General features: G+C 64.2%; 17 protein-coding genes. 11 read left to right on the top strand and 6 right to left on the bottom strand.

Going from position 1 to position 14547, the window contains the following annotated elements:
- Positions 1–14: 14 nt before the first annotated feature.
- From ACTG4K_RS03390 to ACTG4K_RS03375, 4 genes are all read left to right on the top strand, one after another.
- Entirely contained in the window at positions 15–848 is an 834-nt protein-coding gene (locus tag ACTG4K_RS03390; RefSeq protein WP_439112788.1) for a DUF429 domain-containing protein, read from the top strand.
- A 90-nt stretch (positions 849–938) separates the two neighbouring features.
- The gene (locus ACTG4K_RS03385) at positions 939–1160 is read left to right on the top strand and encodes a hypothetical protein (protein WP_439112787.1); all 222 of its coding nucleotides are present in this window, start codon (positions 939–941) and stop codon (positions 1158–1160) included.
- 116 nt (positions 1161–1276) lie between these two features.
- Positions 1277–1930 (top strand): YitT family protein, encoded by a 654-nt coding sequence (locus ACTG4K_RS03380; RefSeq protein ID WP_439112786.1) that lies wholly within the window; start codon positions 1277–1279, stop codon positions 1928–1930.
- 71 nt (positions 1931–2001) lie between these two features.
- Entirely contained in the window at positions 2002–2583 is a 582-nt protein-coding gene (locus tag ACTG4K_RS03375; RefSeq protein WP_439112785.1) for a thermonuclease family protein, read from the top strand.
- An 18-nt stretch (positions 2584–2601) separates the two neighbouring features.
- Here the strand turns inward: ACTG4K_RS03375 and ACTG4K_RS03370 are convergent, their stop codons facing one another.
- The 3 genes from ACTG4K_RS03370 to gpmA all read right to left on the bottom strand — a co-directional run bounded on the left by ACTG4K_RS03370 (position 2602) and on the right by gpmA (position 5743).
- On the bottom strand, positions 2602–3357 hold the full coding sequence (locus ACTG4K_RS03370; RefSeq protein WP_439112784.1) for a HesA/MoeB/ThiF family protein: 756 nt from the start codon (positions 3355–3357) through the stop codon (positions 2602–2604).
- Between the two features lie 34 nt (positions 3358–3391).
- Positions 3392–4867, bottom strand: a complete 1476-nt coding sequence (locus ACTG4K_RS03365) for a S41 family peptidase (protein WP_439113132.1) — start codon at positions 4865–4867, stop codon at positions 3392–3394.
- 132 nt (positions 4868–4999) lie between these two features.
- Complete coding sequence (gpmA, locus tag ACTG4K_RS03360; RefSeq protein ID WP_439112783.1) at positions 5000–5743, bottom strand: 2,3-diphosphoglycerate-dependent phosphoglycerate mutase; 744 nt, start codon at positions 5741–5743, stop codon at positions 5000–5002.
- A gap of 141 nt (positions 5744–5884) precedes the next feature.
- Here gpmA and ACTG4K_RS03355 point away from each other — a divergent pair, with 141 nt between their 5' ends.
- The 4 genes from ACTG4K_RS03355 (at position 5885) to ACTG4K_RS03340 (ending at position 8227) form a co-directional block, all read left to right on the top strand.
- Positions 5885–6295 (top strand): rhodanese-like domain-containing protein, encoded by a 411-nt coding sequence (locus ACTG4K_RS03355; RefSeq protein WP_439112782.1) that lies wholly within the window; start codon positions 5885–5887, stop codon positions 6293–6295.
- A gap of 46 nt (positions 6296–6341) precedes the next feature.
- The gene (grxC, locus tag ACTG4K_RS03350) at positions 6342–6599 is read left to right on the top strand and encodes a glutaredoxin 3 (RefSeq protein ID WP_439112781.1); all 258 of its coding nucleotides are present in this window, start codon (positions 6342–6344) and stop codon (positions 6597–6599) included.
- A gap of 117 nt (positions 6600–6716) precedes the next feature.
- The gene (gene secB, locus ACTG4K_RS03345) at positions 6717–7175 is read left to right on the top strand and encodes a protein-export chaperone SecB (RefSeq protein WP_305335644.1); all 459 of its coding nucleotides are present in this window, start codon (positions 6717–6719) and stop codon (positions 7173–7175) included.
- Between the two features lie 29 nt (positions 7176–7204).
- Positions 7205–8227: an NAD(P)H-dependent glycerol-3-phosphate dehydrogenase gene (locus ACTG4K_RS03340; protein WP_439113131.1), complete on the top strand. Its 1023-nt coding sequence runs from the start codon at positions 7205–7207 to the stop codon at positions 8225–8227.
- A 26-nt stretch (positions 8228–8253) separates the two neighbouring features.
- Here the strand turns inward: ACTG4K_RS03340 and panC are convergent, their stop codons facing one another.
- Positions 8254–9120 (bottom strand): pantoate--beta-alanine ligase, encoded by an 867-nt coding sequence (gene panC, locus ACTG4K_RS03335; RefSeq protein WP_439112780.1) that lies wholly within the window; start codon positions 9118–9120, stop codon positions 8254–8256.
- Positions 9121–9228: 108 nt separating this feature from the next.
- Positions 9229–10116 (bottom strand): 3-methyl-2-oxobutanoate hydroxymethyltransferase, encoded by an 888-nt coding sequence (gene panB / locus ACTG4K_RS03330; RefSeq protein WP_439112779.1) that lies wholly within the window; start codon positions 10114–10116, stop codon positions 9229–9231.
- 75 nt (positions 10117–10191) lie between these two features.
- On the opposite strand from panB, the gene nadC reads away from it, so the two are divergent.
- From nadC to ACTG4K_RS03315, 3 genes are all read left to right on the top strand, one after another.
- Positions 10192–11055: a carboxylating nicotinate-nucleotide diphosphorylase gene (gene nadC / locus ACTG4K_RS03325; protein ID WP_439112778.1), complete on the top strand. Its 864-nt coding sequence runs from the start codon at positions 10192–10194 to the stop codon at positions 11053–11055.
- 42 nt (positions 11056–11097) lie between these two features.
- Entirely contained in the window at positions 11098–12225 is a 1128-nt protein-coding gene (nadA, locus tag ACTG4K_RS03320) for a quinolinate synthase NadA (RefSeq protein ID WP_439112777.1), read from the top strand.
- A gap of 606 nt (positions 12226–12831) precedes the next feature.
- Positions 12832–13371, top strand: coding sequence for a DUF2889 domain-containing protein (locus tag ACTG4K_RS03315; RefSeq protein WP_439112776.1), 540 nt, complete (start codon positions 12832–12834; stop codon positions 13369–13371).
- Here ACTG4K_RS03315 and ACTG4K_RS03310 read toward each other — a convergent pair.
- Positions 13350–14546, bottom strand: coding sequence for a serine hydrolase domain-containing protein (locus tag ACTG4K_RS03310; RefSeq protein WP_439112775.1), 1197 nt, complete (start codon positions 14544–14546; stop codon positions 13350–13352). The genes ACTG4K_RS03315 and ACTG4K_RS03310 overlap by 22 nt on opposite strands.
- Position 14547 lies beyond the last annotated feature (1 nt).

Raw genomic sequence — 14547 nt, 5'->3', positions numbered from 1 at the left:
GCCCCCCGCTCGGCGTGACCACCACCCTGTTGGGGTGCGATTTCACCAGCGCCCCCAGCCGCCGCAAACCCATCACCCTCGCCGTTGGCGCTCTGGACCGTGGCCGCGTGCTGCTAGGCCGTGTTGAGCGCCTGGAGACGCTGGACGCCTGGCGCGAGCGGCTGAGCCGCCCAGAGGCGTGGGTGGGTGGGTTTGATCTGCCCTTTGGCCTGCCGCGCGAACTGGTGACCACGCTGGGCTGGCCCATTGACTGGCGCGCCTGCATGGCGCATTACGCCAGCCTGGACCGAGCCACCATTCGCCACGCATTCGCTGACTTTTGCAACGCGCGCCCGGCAGGCGGCAAATTTGCCCACCGTGCTACCGACGGTCCCGCGGGTTCAAGCCCGAGCATGAAATGGGTCAACCCGCCGGTGGCTTTCATGCTGCATGCGGGCGTGCCGCGCTTGGTCGATGCGGGCGTTACCCTGCCGGGTTTGCACCTGGGTGACCCGAGCCGCACGGCCCTGGAGGCCTATCCCGCCCTGCTCGCGCGCAGCGTGCTGGGCAGCACCTCTTACAAAAGCGACGACAAGGCGCGGCAGACGCCCGAGCGCCTGATCGCCCGCAAGACGCTGATCAACGCGCTGGAAAGTGGTCTGGCGCCGCTGCTTCAGGCGGCCCAGCTGCGTCTCAAGCTCAGCCATGCACAGCGCGACGCACTGGCCGACGATGCCAGTGGCGACACACTGGATGCGGTGCTCTGCCTGCTACAGGCGGCCTGGGCTCAGACCCAGCACAGTGCCGGGCACCCGTGCTGGGGACTTCCCCCGTTCGATCCCCTGGAAGGGTGGATCGTTACAGCCTGATCCGCCGCATGGGTGCATCATGGCCCAAGGAAGGGCACCTGGGTCTTTTCGGGCTCGGGTTGCACTTTCGTTGATGGAATGGACTGTCTCATGAATGTCATCAAACTGGCCGGCATCCTGTGTATTGCGGCTGGTGTGGCCGGGCTGCTGTACGGCAGCTTCAGCTACACCAAAGACACCGAGGTTATCAAGCTGGGGCCGGTGGAGCTGTCTGTGAAAGAGAAGGAAACGGTCAACGTACCGATGTGGGTGGGCGTGGGCGCGATCGTGGTGGGTGGCGCTTTGCTGCTGGCCGGCGGTAAAAAGGGCTGATCAAATGCCGGTTGGTGCACGCAGGGTCTGACCTGCGTCAAGCCCGCAGCGGCAGCCATCGGCGACACTGCGGCGCTGTGGCTGCGTTGCGCGGGCCCTTTTTTTGGTGCTTGTCTGTGTCCACTTGGTTGTCTCGCTTTCGTTCCTTGCCCGTTGCGGGGCCGGCCACTGTGCCGCCCAGCCGCCACAAGCCGCATGAAGACATACAGGCCCTGCTCACGGGCACGTTGTTCGTGGCGCTGGGTGTGGTCATGTTTCGCCACACGGGCCTGATCACCGGCGGCACGGCGGGGCTGGCATTTCTGCTGCACTACGCCACCGGCTGGAACTTCAGCCTGGTGTTTTTCGCCATCAACCTGCCGTTTTACGGGCTGGCTTTCCAGCGCATGGGCTGGGTGTTCACGCTCAAAACCTTTGCTGCTGTGGCCTTGCTCGCTGTCTTCGCGCAATGGGTGCCGCAGGGCATCACTTTTGGTGTGTTGTCCACCGGTTTTGCCGCAGTAACGGGTGGCTTGCTTATGGGGGCTGGCATGTTGATGCTGTTTCGCCACCGCGCCAGTCTGGGTGGTTTCAACGTTCTGGTGCTGTACCTGCAGGAGCGTTTTGGCTGGCGTGCCGGCCATGTACAAATGGCTTTTGATTGCGCCATTGTGCTGGCCGCCATAGCCGTGGTGGACTGGGCGCAAATTCTGTGGTCCGTGCTGGGTGCGGTAGTGCTCAACATGACGCTGGCCATCAACCACCGTCCGGGGCGCTACATGGCCGTTTGATCGGTGTGACAAACGGCCCGTGTCGTGCGCCACCGACTTGGGGTGGGTCTTGAAGCTGGCAGACTACCTGCATGACGCTTTACAAATACGCGAGCCTTTGGTGTGCGCCACGTTGGTTGCTTACCCTGCTGGTGGCCGCTGCGCTGGCTGGCCCAGCCACTGGTTGGGCTCAGTCGGATGCAGCTGCCGGCGCAGCCCCCAGCCAGGCCAGGCAGCCATTGCCTTTCACCTTTACCGGCCGCGTCACCCGGGTGTTTGATGGCGACACGCTGTGGGTCAAGCCGCTGGCCGGTGGCCGCTACCGCAAGTTGCGGCTGGACGGCGTGGATGCCCCAGAGATTTGCCAGAGCGGTGGCCCAGCCGCCCGTGATGCACTGGCCGTGCGCGTGCTTGACCAGGTGGTGACGGTGCACGTACGCGCGTTCGACACCTATGGCCGCAGCTTGGCGCAAGTCACTGCCGGTGGCGACGACATGGCCGCCGTGCTGGTGCGTGGCGGCCATGCCTGGTCTTCCCGCTGGCGGCGCAGCCTCGGGCCTTACGCGGACGAAGAATCGCAAGCGCGTGCAGAACGCAAAGGGGTGTTTGGTGTGGAGGGCGCTGAAACACCGCGCGAATTTCGGCGCCGCCACGGACCGTGTTCGCTGCCTTGAGGCGCGCGGCTTGCGGCTTCAGGCGTGCGGCTGGCCGCACACCGCACAGTGCGGGTTCTGGGGCAGGGCGATTTCGTTGAACGCCATGTCGCGGCCATCCAGCATCAGCAGGCGCCCGGTCAAGCGCGAGCACAGCCCTGTCAGCAGCTTCAGTGCTTCAGCGGCCTGCATGGTGCCCACAATGCCCACCAGCGGCGCAAACACGCCCATGGTCGCGCAGCGGGTTTCTTCCACACCGCTGTCCTCGGGAAATACGCAGGCGTAGCAAGGGTTGCCCGGCACGCGGGGGTCAAACACACTGAGCTGGCCATCCATGCGAATAGCGGCGCCCGACACCAGCGGCTTGCTGTGTTGGACACAGGCCCGGTTGATGGCATGTCGGGTGGCGAAGTTGTCGGTGCAGTCCAGCACCACATCCGCTTGGGCCACCAGCGTATCCAGCAGGGTTTCATCAGCCCGTTGCACCACCGGCGTTACCACCACATCGGGGTTGATGGCAGCAATGGCCTGCTGCACCGACAAGGCCTTCGGCATGCCCACCCGGGCCAGGTTGTGAGCAATCTGGCGTTGCAGGTTGGTTTCGTCCACCACATCGTGGTCTACCACCGTGATGCGGCCCACACCCGCACTGCCCAGGTACAAGGCCACCGGCGAGCCCAAGCCGCCTGCACCGATCACCAGCGCGTGCGACGTGAGCAGCTGTTCCTGCCCTTCGACGCCGAGTTCGTTGAGCAGAATGTGGCGCGAATAGCGCAGGAGCTGTGCGTCGTTCAAGGTCGGTCGCTGGTGCGGAGGGGCCGCGGCCCGATCAGTTTTCTTTTTTCTCTTCGGCGGTGCGCACGGTCAGCGTTTTGCTCACCACCACCGGCTGGCCCTTGAGCTGGTTGAGTGCCTGTTGCAGCTGAAAGTCTTTGTCACTGCCAAATTCGGGCACCAAGCGTTGGCCTGGGTTCTTCTTGGCTTCTTCTTCCAGGCGTTTGCGGGCTTGCTCACGGGCTTCTTCGCGCTGCTGCTCTTCGGCACGGCGCGCGTCGGTCATGGGCGGTTCGGGGTCTTTGCCGTTACCCAGGTGCTTTTGCAGGTCGGCCTCGCGGGTACGCAAGGCGGCAAACACATTGCCTTCCAGGGTTTCGTCCACCATCACGTCGGGCACGATGCCTTTGGCCTGAATGGAGTTGCCCGACGGTGTGTAGTAACGCGCGGTGGTCAGCTTCAAACCGGTCTCTGGCCCCAGAGGGCGCACGGTTTGTACCGAGCCCTTGCCAAATGTCTGGCTGCCCAGAATGGTGGCGCGTTTGTGGTCTTGCAAGGCGCCGGCCACGATTTCGCTGGCCGATGCAGAGCCCTCGTTCACCAGCACCACCAGTGGCACTGTTTTCAGTGCGCCTTGCGTGGCGTCGGTCAGGCGTTTGATCGGGTCCGGGCCGCCGCGGCGCAGGTAGTGCTGCGGAATGGCCTTGTAGACAAACTTGCTGTCTTCCAGCTGGCCGTTGGTTGACACCACCGTCACGTTTTCAGGCAGGAAGGCCGCAGACAGGGCCACGGCCGCGTCCAACAAACCGCCCGGATCGTTGCGCAGGTCCAGCACCAAGCCTTTCAACTTGGGGTCTGCCTTGTAGATGTCTTCCACTTTGCGGGCAAAGTCTTCAATGGTGCGCTCCTGAAACTGCGACACCCGAACCCAGGCGTAGCCGGGCTCAACCACCTTGGATTTCACGCTCTGGGTCTTGATCTCTTCGCGTGTGATCGTCACCGGGAAGCTTCGGTTTTCGTCCTTGCGGAAGATGGTGAGCAGCACCTTGGTGCGCGGCTCGCCCCGCATGAGCTTGACGGCGTCGTTGATTGACAGACCCTTCACCGCCGTGTCGTCGATCTTGGTGATCAAGTCGCCGGTTTTGAGTCCAGCGCGGAAAGCCGGGGAGTCTTCGATGGGCGAAACCACCTTGACCAGGCCGTCTTCCATGGTGATTTCAATGCCCACGCCCACGAACCGGCCGCTGGTGCCTTCGCGGAATTCCTTGAAAGACTTTTTGTCGAAATACTGGGAATGCGGGTCCAGGCTGGCCACCATGCCCGATATGGCCTCGGAAATGAGCTTTTTCTCGTCCACCGGCTCGACGTAGTCGCTTTTGACCATGCCGAACACCGCAGCGAGCTGTTGCAGCTCTTCCAGTGGCAGCGGTGCCAGCGTGCCCCGAGCCACTGCCTGAAGTTGCACGGTGGTGAGCGCACCCGCCACAGCCCCAATGGCAACCCAACCTGCAATTTTCAGCTTTTGACCCACAAATTTACCCATGGAAATACCTCAAAACAAACCCGAGCGGTGCCGGAAGCCCCTGCTGCGGAGCAATATACACCTTGGAGCAGGGCCGGGTATTTCAGTTCCGTAAAGCCTTTGGCACTACGGCGGGCCGCTTCAACCCTTGCCTTGCGCGGCCACGGCAGCGGCAGCTGCAGCGGCGGCTGCGGCGTCACCCAGGTAGTAGCGCTTGATGAGTTGGAGATCGGCGTCGAGTTCGTAGACCAGCGGGATGCCGTTGGGGATGTTCACGCCGACGATGTCGGCCTCGCTGATGCCCTCCAGGTACATCACCAGTGCTCGGATGCTGTTGCCATGGGCCGCCACCACAATGCGCTTGCCGGCCTTGATGGCGGGCGCCAGGGCCTCGTTCCAGAACGGCATGACACGTGCCACGGTGTCTTTGAGGCACTCGGTCAGGGGAACCTGGTCGGGTTGCAGCAAGGCGTAGCGGCGGTCGCTGCGCTCGCTTCGGGGGTCGGTGGCTTCCAGGGCAGGTGGCGGCGTGTCGTAGCTGCGGCGCCAGATCAGCACCTGCTCGTCGCCGTATTGCTTGGCCATGTCGGCCTTGTTCAGCCCTTGCAGTGCGCCGTAGTGGCGTTCGTTCAGGCGCCAGCTCTTCACCACGGGCAGCCAGGTGCGGTCCATCTCGTCCAGGGTGTACCACAGGGTGTGAATGGCCCGCTTGAGCACGCTGGTGTAGGCAATATCGAAGTCGTAGCCTTCGGCCTTGAGCAACTTGCCGGCCGACATGGCTTGGGACACGCCGGTGGGCGTCAGGTCCACATCGGTCCAGCCGGTGAATCGGTTTTCAAGGTTCCAGGTGGATTCTCCGTGGCGGATCAGAACGAGTTTGTACATGGATAGAAAAGGGCATTGATGCGCGCAAAACCAGGGTGACAGCACTGCGCAAAGCGGGACTGGGCGGAACTGTGGCGCACCAAGGCCTACACAGTCCAGCCAGACATTCTAAAATCGCGGGCTTAACTGAAAGGTGTCCCCGTGAGTTTTTTTATTGAAAACTGGATTTTGATTGCCGTAGCGTTCAGCGCGGGTGCCATGTTGATGTTCCCGGCCCTGACCGCCGGGGGCGGTGCCAACTCGCTCAATCCCGCGCAGGCGGTGCAGTTGATGAACCGCGACAAGGCAGCGGTGATCGATGTGTGTGGTGCCGACGAGTTTGCGTCCGGGCATGTGGTGGGTGCCAAGAACATTCCCCTGGCCGACCTGGAAGCCAAACTGGCGGGCGCGGTGAAGAACAAGGCCACGCCGGTGATTCTGGTGTGTGCGTCGGGCATGCGCTCCAAGCGTGCGGTGGCCATTGCGAAAAAGCTGGGCTACGAGAACAGCCATTCCCTGTCGGGTGGCATGGGTGCCTGGCGCTCGGCCAGCCTGCCGGTTGAAAAAGCCTGATCATCCGGGCCAACTTTCTCCCCCATAACTTTTTTCAGGATTCCGCATGACCACCGTCAAGATGTACACCAGCGCGTATTGCCCTTACTGCAGCCGCGCCAAAGCCCTGCTGCAAGCCCGTGGCGTGACCCAGCTTGAAGAGGTGTTTGTCGACGGGCAGCCTGAACTGCGCGCGCACATGAAAGGCTTGACCGGGCGCACCAGCGTGCCGCAGATCTTCATTGGGGAAACCCATGTGGGCGGCTGCGACGATCTGCATGCGCTAGACGCCCAGGGCGCCCTGGTGCCCATGTTGCAAGCCTGAAAGGCTGAGCCTGTTCAGCCCCGGTTGACGGGACTGACATAATCACGACCGGTGCCCGCTGCGGGAACGCTTTTCCCGGGCGGGTTTCGTTTTTTTCCGACTATTCGAGACTCCACCATGGCCGACACCCAAGAACCCATTTTCCAGATACAGCGCGTCTACTTGAAAGAGGCCTCTCTGGAGCAACCCAATTCGCCCGCCATCTTGCTGGAGCAAGAGCAGCCTTCGGTGGACATCCAGCTGGGCGTGGAAGCCAACCCGGTGGCCGATGGCGTGTACGAGATTTGTGTCACCGCCACCGTGCAGACCAAGATCAAAGACAAAACCGTTTTTCTGGTCGAAGCCAAGCAGGCCGGCATTTTTGAAATCCGCAACCTGCCCCAAGAGCAAATGGGCCCGATCATGGGCATCGCTTGCCCGCAGATCGTGTACCCCTACCTGCGCAGCAACGTGGCCGACCTGATCCAGCGTGGCGGCTTCCCGCCTGTGCACCTGGCCGAGATCAATTTCCAGGCCATGTACGAACAGCAGCAGGCGCAGGCCGCTGAAGACGCGCCCCGCATCGTCACCCAATAAGCGTGCGGCTTGTGGGCGCAGCAGCACCGCTGAACATCGCCGTGCTCGGTGCCGGTGCCTGGGGCACGGCGCTGGCCGTTAGCGCGGCGGGGCCGACCGGGCGGGCGCATCGCGTGACGCTATGGGCGCGTGACGCTGCGCAAGCCGCCGACCTGCAGGCGCAGCGGGAAAACCGGCGCTACCTGCCGGGCTTTGCCTTGCCTGAAGGCTTGCAGGTTTCACACGCGCCGCTGGGTGGTCCGGACGCCCCCACGCAGGGCGCCGACTTGGTGATCGTGGCCACGCCCATGGCGGGGCTGCGTGGCATGCTGGAACGTTTGCGTGAGCATGAAGCACCGGTCGCCTGGTTGTGCAAAGGCTTTGAGGCGCCTCGCGGCAACGCCGGCGCCATGGGGCTTATGGGCCACGAGATTCGGGCCCAAGTGGCGCCCCACCTGCATGCCGGTGTGCTCAGTGGCCCCAGTTTTGCGCAAGAGGTGGCCCGTGGACAGCCCACCGCCTTGGTCGCAGCCAGCGAACACGCCAGTGTGCGCGCCGCGCTGGTGGCGGCCTTTCACAGTCCTGCGCTGCGCGTCTATGCCAACGAAGACATCGTGGGCGTCGAGGTGGGTGGCGCGGTGAAAAACGTGCTGGCCATTGCCACTGGGCTGTGCGACGGGCTGGATTTGGGCCTGAACGCCCGGGCGGCGTTGATCACCCGTGGATTGTCCGAAATGACCCGTTTAGGCGTTGCGCTCGGCGCGCGGGTGGATACGTTTATGGGCCTGTCGGGCCTGGGCGACTTGGTGCTGACCGCCACTGGCGATTTGTCGCGCAACCGCAAGGTGGGCCAGTTGCTGGCGCAGGGGCTGAGCCTGCAACAGGCCGTGGATTCGCTCGGCCATGTGGCCGAAGGCGTTTACAGCGCCCGCACGGTGGTGCAGCGCGCTCGCATGCTCGGCGTGGACATGCCGATCAGCGAAGCGGTGGTGGCCTTGCTCGACGGCCAGTTGAAACCCGCGCAAGCGGTGGCCGCGCTGATGGGGCGCGACCCCAAAGACGAGACGGTCTAGCCAACGCCGCAGGCGGCGCGGGGGCTTTAAATCTCGAAGTTATCAATCAGGCGCGTGCTGCCCAGGCGCGCGGCGCCCAGTACCACCAGAGATTGCGGGGTGATCGCGTCTTCGGCCCGCGGAGGCTGCAGGTCTACCCGGCGGCGCACCGTCAGGTAGTCAGGCCCCCATCCACGCAAAGCCATTGCGCGCATGGCCTGCGCCTCTAGCGATTCGCGCTTGTCGGGCAAGGATCCGGCCGCTGCGAGCGCGTCGCGGGCCAAGGCGCGCAGCGCCATCGAGAGCTGCACCGCCTCGGCGCGTTCGGCTTCGCTCAGGTAGCCGTTGCGCGAGCTCAGTGCCAGCCCATCGGGCGCGCGCTGGGTCTCACCGGCCACGATGGTGACGGGCAGCGCGAACTGCTGCACCATGCGCCGGATCACCATTTGTTGCTGGTAATCCTTCTTTCCAAACAGTGCGTGGCGCGAACCCTTGGCTTCTGAAAACACGCAGTTGAAGAGCTTCATCACCACCGTGCTGACGCCGATGAAGAACCCAGGGCGGAAGTGCCCCTCCAGGATGTCGGCCAGCTCGGCGGGCGGATGGATCTTGAAGCCCTGCGGCTCGGGATACAGCTCCTTTTCGGAAGGCGCAAACACCACGTCGCAACCGGCTTGCTCCAGCCGTGCGCAATCGGCCTGCAGGGTGCGCGGATAGGTGTCGAAATCTTCGTGTGGGGCGAACTGCAAGCGGTTGACGAAAATGCTCGAAACCGTCACGTCGCCCAGGGGCTTGCCGGTGCGCACCAGCGCCAGATGCCCGTCGTGCAGGTTGCCCATGGTGGGCACAAAAACGGGGGAGTTGAAGGGTTTCAGCGCCGCGCGCAGGTCTTCAATGGTGTGAACGAGTTTCATATCAGACAGAGGGGAGGTTGCCAAGAAACACTGCCGGGCTGGCTTTGCCAGGCGGCAGCTGTTGCCCCCTTGAGGGGGTCGCGCGCAGCACGGCGGTGGTGGTCCTGTTCACCAGGCGTGGAGTTGGTCGTCCGGAAAGCTGCCGTTTTTCACCGCAGCCACATAAGCCGCCATGGCCTCGCGCACGCTGGTTGCACCGTCCATGAAGTTGCGCACAAACTTGGGATTTTTCCCCAGGTTGATGCCCAGCATGTCGTGCATCACCAGCACCTGACCTGCGGTGCCTTTGCCGGCACCAATGCCGATGGTGTGGCAGGTCTTGAGTTCGGCGGTGATTTCGGTGGCCACCACGGCCGGCACCATTTCCAGCACCAGCATGGCGGCGCCGGCGTCTTGCAGCTCGAAGGCCTGGCGCCTGAGTGTGAGCGCGGCGGCGTCGCCGCGACCCTGTACCCGGTAGCCGCCCAGTGCGTGCACGGTTTGTGGCGTGAGGCCCAGGTGGGCGCACACCGGAATGCCGCGTTCCACCAGAAAGTGCACAGTCGGCGCTGTCCAGCCGCCACCTTCCAGCTTCACCATATGGGCGCCAGCGCGCATGAGGTCGGCCGCGCTGCGCAGCGCCTGCTCTTTGCTTTCGTGGTAGCTGCCAAAGGGCAGGTCGGCAATCACCCAGGCCGTGGCTTGCACGCGCTGCAGGCCGCGCACCACGCTTTCTGTGTGGTAGCGCATGGTATCCAGCGTCACGCCCACGGTGCTGGAGAGGCCTTGGCACACCATGCCAAGCGAATCGCCCACCAGGATGCATTCCACGCCAGCGGCGTCGGCGACCGCCGCAAAGGTGGCGTCGTAGGCGGTGAGCATGGTGATTTTTTCGCCTCGCTCGCGCATTTCCATCATCCTGGGCAGGCTCACCGGCTTGCGCTGCGGTAGCGGCGAAGCAGCTGGCAAGGTGCCGTAAGGCGTGGCCATGGGGGCGGCAGATGGGGGGGTGCTCATGTCGGTGTCCCTCGGGTTGGTGGCATGGCTTTCAGAATGGGGGCACTATATTCGATCCCGTTATGCTTGCGTCCCATGAAACACCTGTCTGAATTTACTCCCTCCGATCTGGCCGCATTGGCCAGCGCCGATGTGGCGCGCGCGTTGGCTGAAGACGTGGGCACCGGTGACCTCACGGCCGCCCTGGTCGATGCGACCCGGCGCACCCGGGCGCGCATCCTGGCACGCGAAGATGCCGTGATGTGTGGCACCCCTTGGGTCGAGGCCGCGGTGCGGGCGCTGGACCCGCAAGCGCGGCTGACTTGGCATGTCGCCGAGGGCCAGCGCTGCAGTGCCGACCAGGTGGTACTCGAGATTGAGGGCCTGGCCCAGCCACTGCTGACGGCCGAGCGCACCGCGCTGAACTTTTTGCAACTGTTGTCGGCCGTGGCCACGAAAACCGCCGTTTACGTGGCTGCGGTGGCGGGCACCCGGGCGCAGATTGTGGACACGCGCAAAACCTTGCCCGGCCTGCGGCTGGCGCAGAAATACGCGGTCACCACCGGTGGCGGCGTGAACCACCGCATTGGTTTGTACGACGCTGTGCTGATCAAGGAAAACCATATCGCCGCCGCCGGTGGCGTGGCAGCGGTGCTGCAGCGGGTAAAAGACACCGCGCCCCAGGCGCGCTTTGTGGAAATTGAAGTGGAAACCTTGTCCCAGCTCAACGAAGCGCTGGCCTGTGGCGCCACCATGGTGCTGCTGGACAACATGGACATTCCGACCCTGCAGGCCGCCGTGCTCAGCAACGCAGGTCGCGCCGTGCTGGAAATTTCGGGCGGCGTGAACTTGCAGACCGTGCGCGCGCTTGCAGAAACCGGGGTTGACCGCATCTCCATTGGTGCCTTGACGAAAGACGTGAAGGCCGTTGACTTTTCCATGCGCTTTGAAGCCCTCTAACACTTCAGCCAAGCGCCCGCCGCAGCTTTGAAACAGACAGCCATGAACACCTCAGACACCACCGCCGACGCCTCAGCCGCCGTGATCGACGTCGAATACGAACAACCCGCTTGCCCAACCCAACACGCCTGGGCCCGCGTGCCGGTGGAGCCTGGCCCCAAGCAGCGCGCCGAGCTGAAGGAGCGCATCAAGCGGCTGCTGAAAGAACGCAATGCGGTGATGGTGTCGCACTACTACGTGCACCCCGACCTGCAAGACCTGGCCATCGAGACTGGGGGCATCGTCAGCGATTCGCTGGAAATGGCCCGTTTTGGCCGCGACCACGCCGCGCAAACCCTGGTGGTGTCGGGTGTGCGCTTCATGGGCGAGACCGCCAAAATCTTGAGCCCGGAAAAAACCGTGCTCATGCCCGACCTGGACGCCAACTGCTCGCTCGACCTGGGCTGCCCCATTGACGAATTCAGCGCGTTTTGCGACGCCCACCCCGACCGCACCGTGGTGGTGTACGCCAACACCAGCGCGGCGGTGAAGGCGCGCTCAGACTGGCTCGTCACCAGCAGCTGCGCGCTGGACATCGTGCGCGCGCTCAAAGACAAAGGCCACAAGATTTTGTGGGCGCCCGACAAGCACCTGGGCAGCTACATCCAGCGCGAAACCGGCGCCGACATGGTGATGTGGACGGGCTCGTGCATCGTGCACGACGAGTTCAAAGCCTTCGAGCTGGAGGCTATGAAAAAGCAGCACCCCCTGGCGAAGGTGCTGGTGCACCCCGAAAGCCCGGCCGATGTGATTGCCCTGGCCGACGCCGTGGGGTCCACCTCGGGCATTTTGCAGGCCGCCCGCGAGATGGATGCGCCCGAGTTCATTGTGGCCACCGACAACGGCATGATGCACATGCTGCGCCAGCAAAACCCCGGCAAGGTGTTTCTGGAAGCGCCCACCGCCGGCAACAGCGCCACTTGCAAAAGCTGCGCGCACTGCCCCTGGATGGCCATGAACGGCCTGGCTGGCGTGGCCCAGGTGCTGGAACACGGCCTGAACCAGATCCACGTGGACCCCGCCCTGATTCCCCGCGCCCGCCAGCCCATTGACCGCATGCTGGCCTTCACCGCTGCCTTGCGTGGCGGGCAAGACGCTGGCGCCTTGGTGCCCAACATCGGCGCGGCTTGAATAGCGAGCCCCTGCGCCACAGCAGCGCAGGTGCCCGAGCTTGGTGTGCGCCAGGGTGGGCGGTGGATCTGGCCCGGTCTTGTGCCAACGTCCCCTCCCGCTATCCCGCTATCCCGCTATCCCGCTATCGGGCTTTTTATCCGCTCCAGTCACCCTGTGCCTCGGCTGCATATTCCGTGACCGACCTCATGAGCTGGCTTGTCTGGAGTGGGCGGCAGGCCTGTTTTTCTCAAACAGCATCGGGCTGACGCAAGACAGCGTCGGGTGTGTGTAGACCTTGTTGTGCCAGAGCTAGACCCAGACTTCGTCCTTGGTCTGGTGTGTGCGTTCAAAGCGCCAGCCATGCAGTCGACCACCTTTGTGGGTGCCAAACCGTGGCGTGGGGGGCATTTTTTCAGCCGTTACCACGTTGACGCATGGATCGCCAGAAATCGGCTCGCCAGGTAGGCGCGCAACCGGTATTTCATGTTCTTCGCGTCCCCATTCCGACAGGCGTCTTGGGAATCCGTGGTGTACGCCCCCATGCTGAATCGAGGAAAATCAACGTTTACGTTGTTTCATTGAGGTTCCGTTTTGCCATTGCCCACCCCCCAGTCCCGCCAACCCATGCACACCCGCCGCGTCGAATACCGGGGGTTTCAGCGCGACGATGGTTTGTGGGACATTGAAGGCGAAATGCATGACAGCAAGCCCCATGCGTTCGAGATCGAAGGCGAGGGCGAGTGGGCGCCGCACGAAGCCATCCATCACATGCACATCCGCGTCACGCTGGACGACGAGATGGTGATCCGCGATATTGCTGTGGCCATGGATGCCCACCCGCACGACCCCTGCCCGCAGGCGGTGCCGCCCATGCAGGAGCTGGTGGGTGAGACGCTGGGCCGCGGCTGGCGCAAAACCATTGAACGCCACTTGGGCGGCGTGCAGGGTTGCACCCACCTGCGCGAACTGCTGTTCAATTTGGCCACGGCGGCGTTTCAAACCCGTTCGGCTTCGTTTGCCCCACCGGCTGATGGCCGACCGCCCATGCACCTGGGTCAGTGCCTGGCCTGGGACTTCAACGGTCCGGTGGTGGAAAAGGTGTACCCCATGTTTTTTCGCTGGCAGCCGCCAGCAAAGCCCGCTCAGTCCACCAACGCCGCGTAAGCCAGCGTGCGAAACAGCAGGCGGTAGTGGTCGCGCTGGTTGGGCGCTTGGGTCATGAGGATGCCAAAGAAGTCTTCTGCCGGGTCCACAAAAAAGGTGGTGCCCGCAATGCCGCCCCAGTGGTAAGTGCCCACCGAGCCGGGCATGCTGGCCAGGCCGGCGGCCGTGCGCACCGCAAAGCCCAGGCCAAAGCCGTGGCCGGGCGGCAGCAGCGGGTCGTGGCTGGGGATGGTGCCCAGGTGGTCGGCGGTCATAAATTCGACCGTGCGCGGCCCCAGCAGGCGCATGCCGCCCAGTGTGCCGCCGTTCAGCAGGCATTGCAAAAACCGAGCGTAGTCTGCGGTGGTGGACATCAGCCCGCCGCCTCCGCTTTCCAGGGCGGGCACTTGGCGCGGGTCGAGCACGCGCAGCGGCACGCCCCCGTCGGGGTCGTGGGCGAAGGGTTCGGCCAGTCGGCCGTGGTCGGCCTCGGGCACCACAAACGCGGTGTCCACCATGCCCAGCGGCTCAAAAATGGTTTCGCGCAGGTGTTGGCCCAGCGTCTGCCCGGTGACCGCTTCCAGCAGACGCCCCAGCACGTCGGTGGCGCGGCTGTAGGCCCATTCGGTGCCGGGTTGCCGGTACAAGGGCAGCGCCGCCAGGGTGCGGCTGAACTCGGCGTTGCTGCGCTCTCGGGAGGCAATGTGCACCTCTGCGTAACGCTGCTGGGCGTGGGCTTCGCCCAGAAACTCGTAGGTGAGCCCGGCGGTGTGGCGCAGCAGATCTTGCACGGTGGCCGGCTGCGCCACCGGTTGCAGTTGCAGCCCGTCGGCGGTTTCCACCGCCACCCGCTGGTCGCTGAACTCGGGCAGGTGCTTGGCCACCGGGTCGCTCAGCAGCAGGCGGCCTTGCTCCACCAGCATCATGGCCGCCACCGACACCACGGGTTTGGTCATGGAATAGATGCGGAATACCGCGTCGCGCGCCATGGCCGCACCGCTGGCCGGGTCGCGCAGACCCAGGCCTTCAAACAAGGCCACGCGGCCGTGTCGCGCCAACAGCACCACAGCACCGGGCAGTCGGTTGCGGTCCACCTCGGCTTGCAGCGCCTGCAGCAGGCGCTGAGTGCGGTCTGGGCACAGACCCAGGTCGGCCGGTTCGGCCCGTGGCAGCGGGCCAGGCAGCGGGGTGGGCATG

Source organism: Hydrogenophaga sp. (genome assembly GCF_965657535.1).
GTDB lineage: Bacteria > Pseudomonadota > Gammaproteobacteria > Burkholderiales > Burkholderiaceae_C > Hydrogenophaga.
This window is presented reverse-complemented; position numbering and strand designations above follow the sequence as displayed.

What these genes read in the sequence shown, in the direction of transcription:
- ACTG4K_RS03385 (WP_439112787.1), top strand. Translation starts at nt 939, where the DNA reads ATGAATGTCATCAAACTGGCCGGCATCCTGTGTATTGCGGCTGGTGTG.
- ACTG4K_RS03375 (WP_439112785.1), top strand. Translation starts at nt 2,002, where the DNA reads ATGACGCTTTACAAATACGCGAGCCTTTGGTGTGCGCCACGTTGGTTG.
- gpmA (WP_439112783.1), bottom strand. Translation starts at nt 5,743, where the DNA reads ATGTACAAACTCGTTCTGATCCGCCACGGAGAATCCACCTGGAACCTT.
- grxC (WP_439112781.1), top strand. Translation starts at nt 6,342, where the DNA reads ATGACCACCGTCAAGATGTACACCAGCGCGTATTGCCCTTACTGCAGC.
- secB (WP_305335644.1), top strand. Translation starts at nt 6,717, where the DNA reads ATGGCCGACACCCAAGAACCCATTTTCCAGATACAGCGCGTCTACTTG.
- panC (WP_439112780.1), bottom strand. Translation starts at nt 9,120, where the DNA reads ATGAAACTCGTTCACACCATTGAAGACCTGCGCGCGGCGCTGAAACCC.
- panB (WP_439112779.1), bottom strand. Translation starts at nt 10,116, where the DNA reads ATGAGCACCCCCCCATCTGCCGCCCCCATGGCCACGCCTTACGGCACC.
- nadC (WP_439112778.1), top strand. Translation starts at nt 10,192, where the DNA reads ATGAAACACCTGTCTGAATTTACTCCCTCCGATCTGGCCGCATTGGCC.
- nadA (WP_439112777.1), top strand. Translation starts at nt 11,098, where the DNA reads ATGAACACCTCAGACACCACCGCCGACGCCTCAGCCGCCGTGATCGAC.
- ACTG4K_RS03315 (WP_439112776.1), top strand. Translation starts at nt 12,832, where the DNA reads ATGCACACCCGCCGCGTCGAATACCGGGGGTTTCAGCGCGACGATGGT.
- ACTG4K_RS03310 (WP_439112775.1), bottom strand. Translation starts at nt 14,546, where the DNA reads ATGCCCACCCCGCTGCCTGGCCCGCTGCCACGGGCCGAACCGGCCGAC.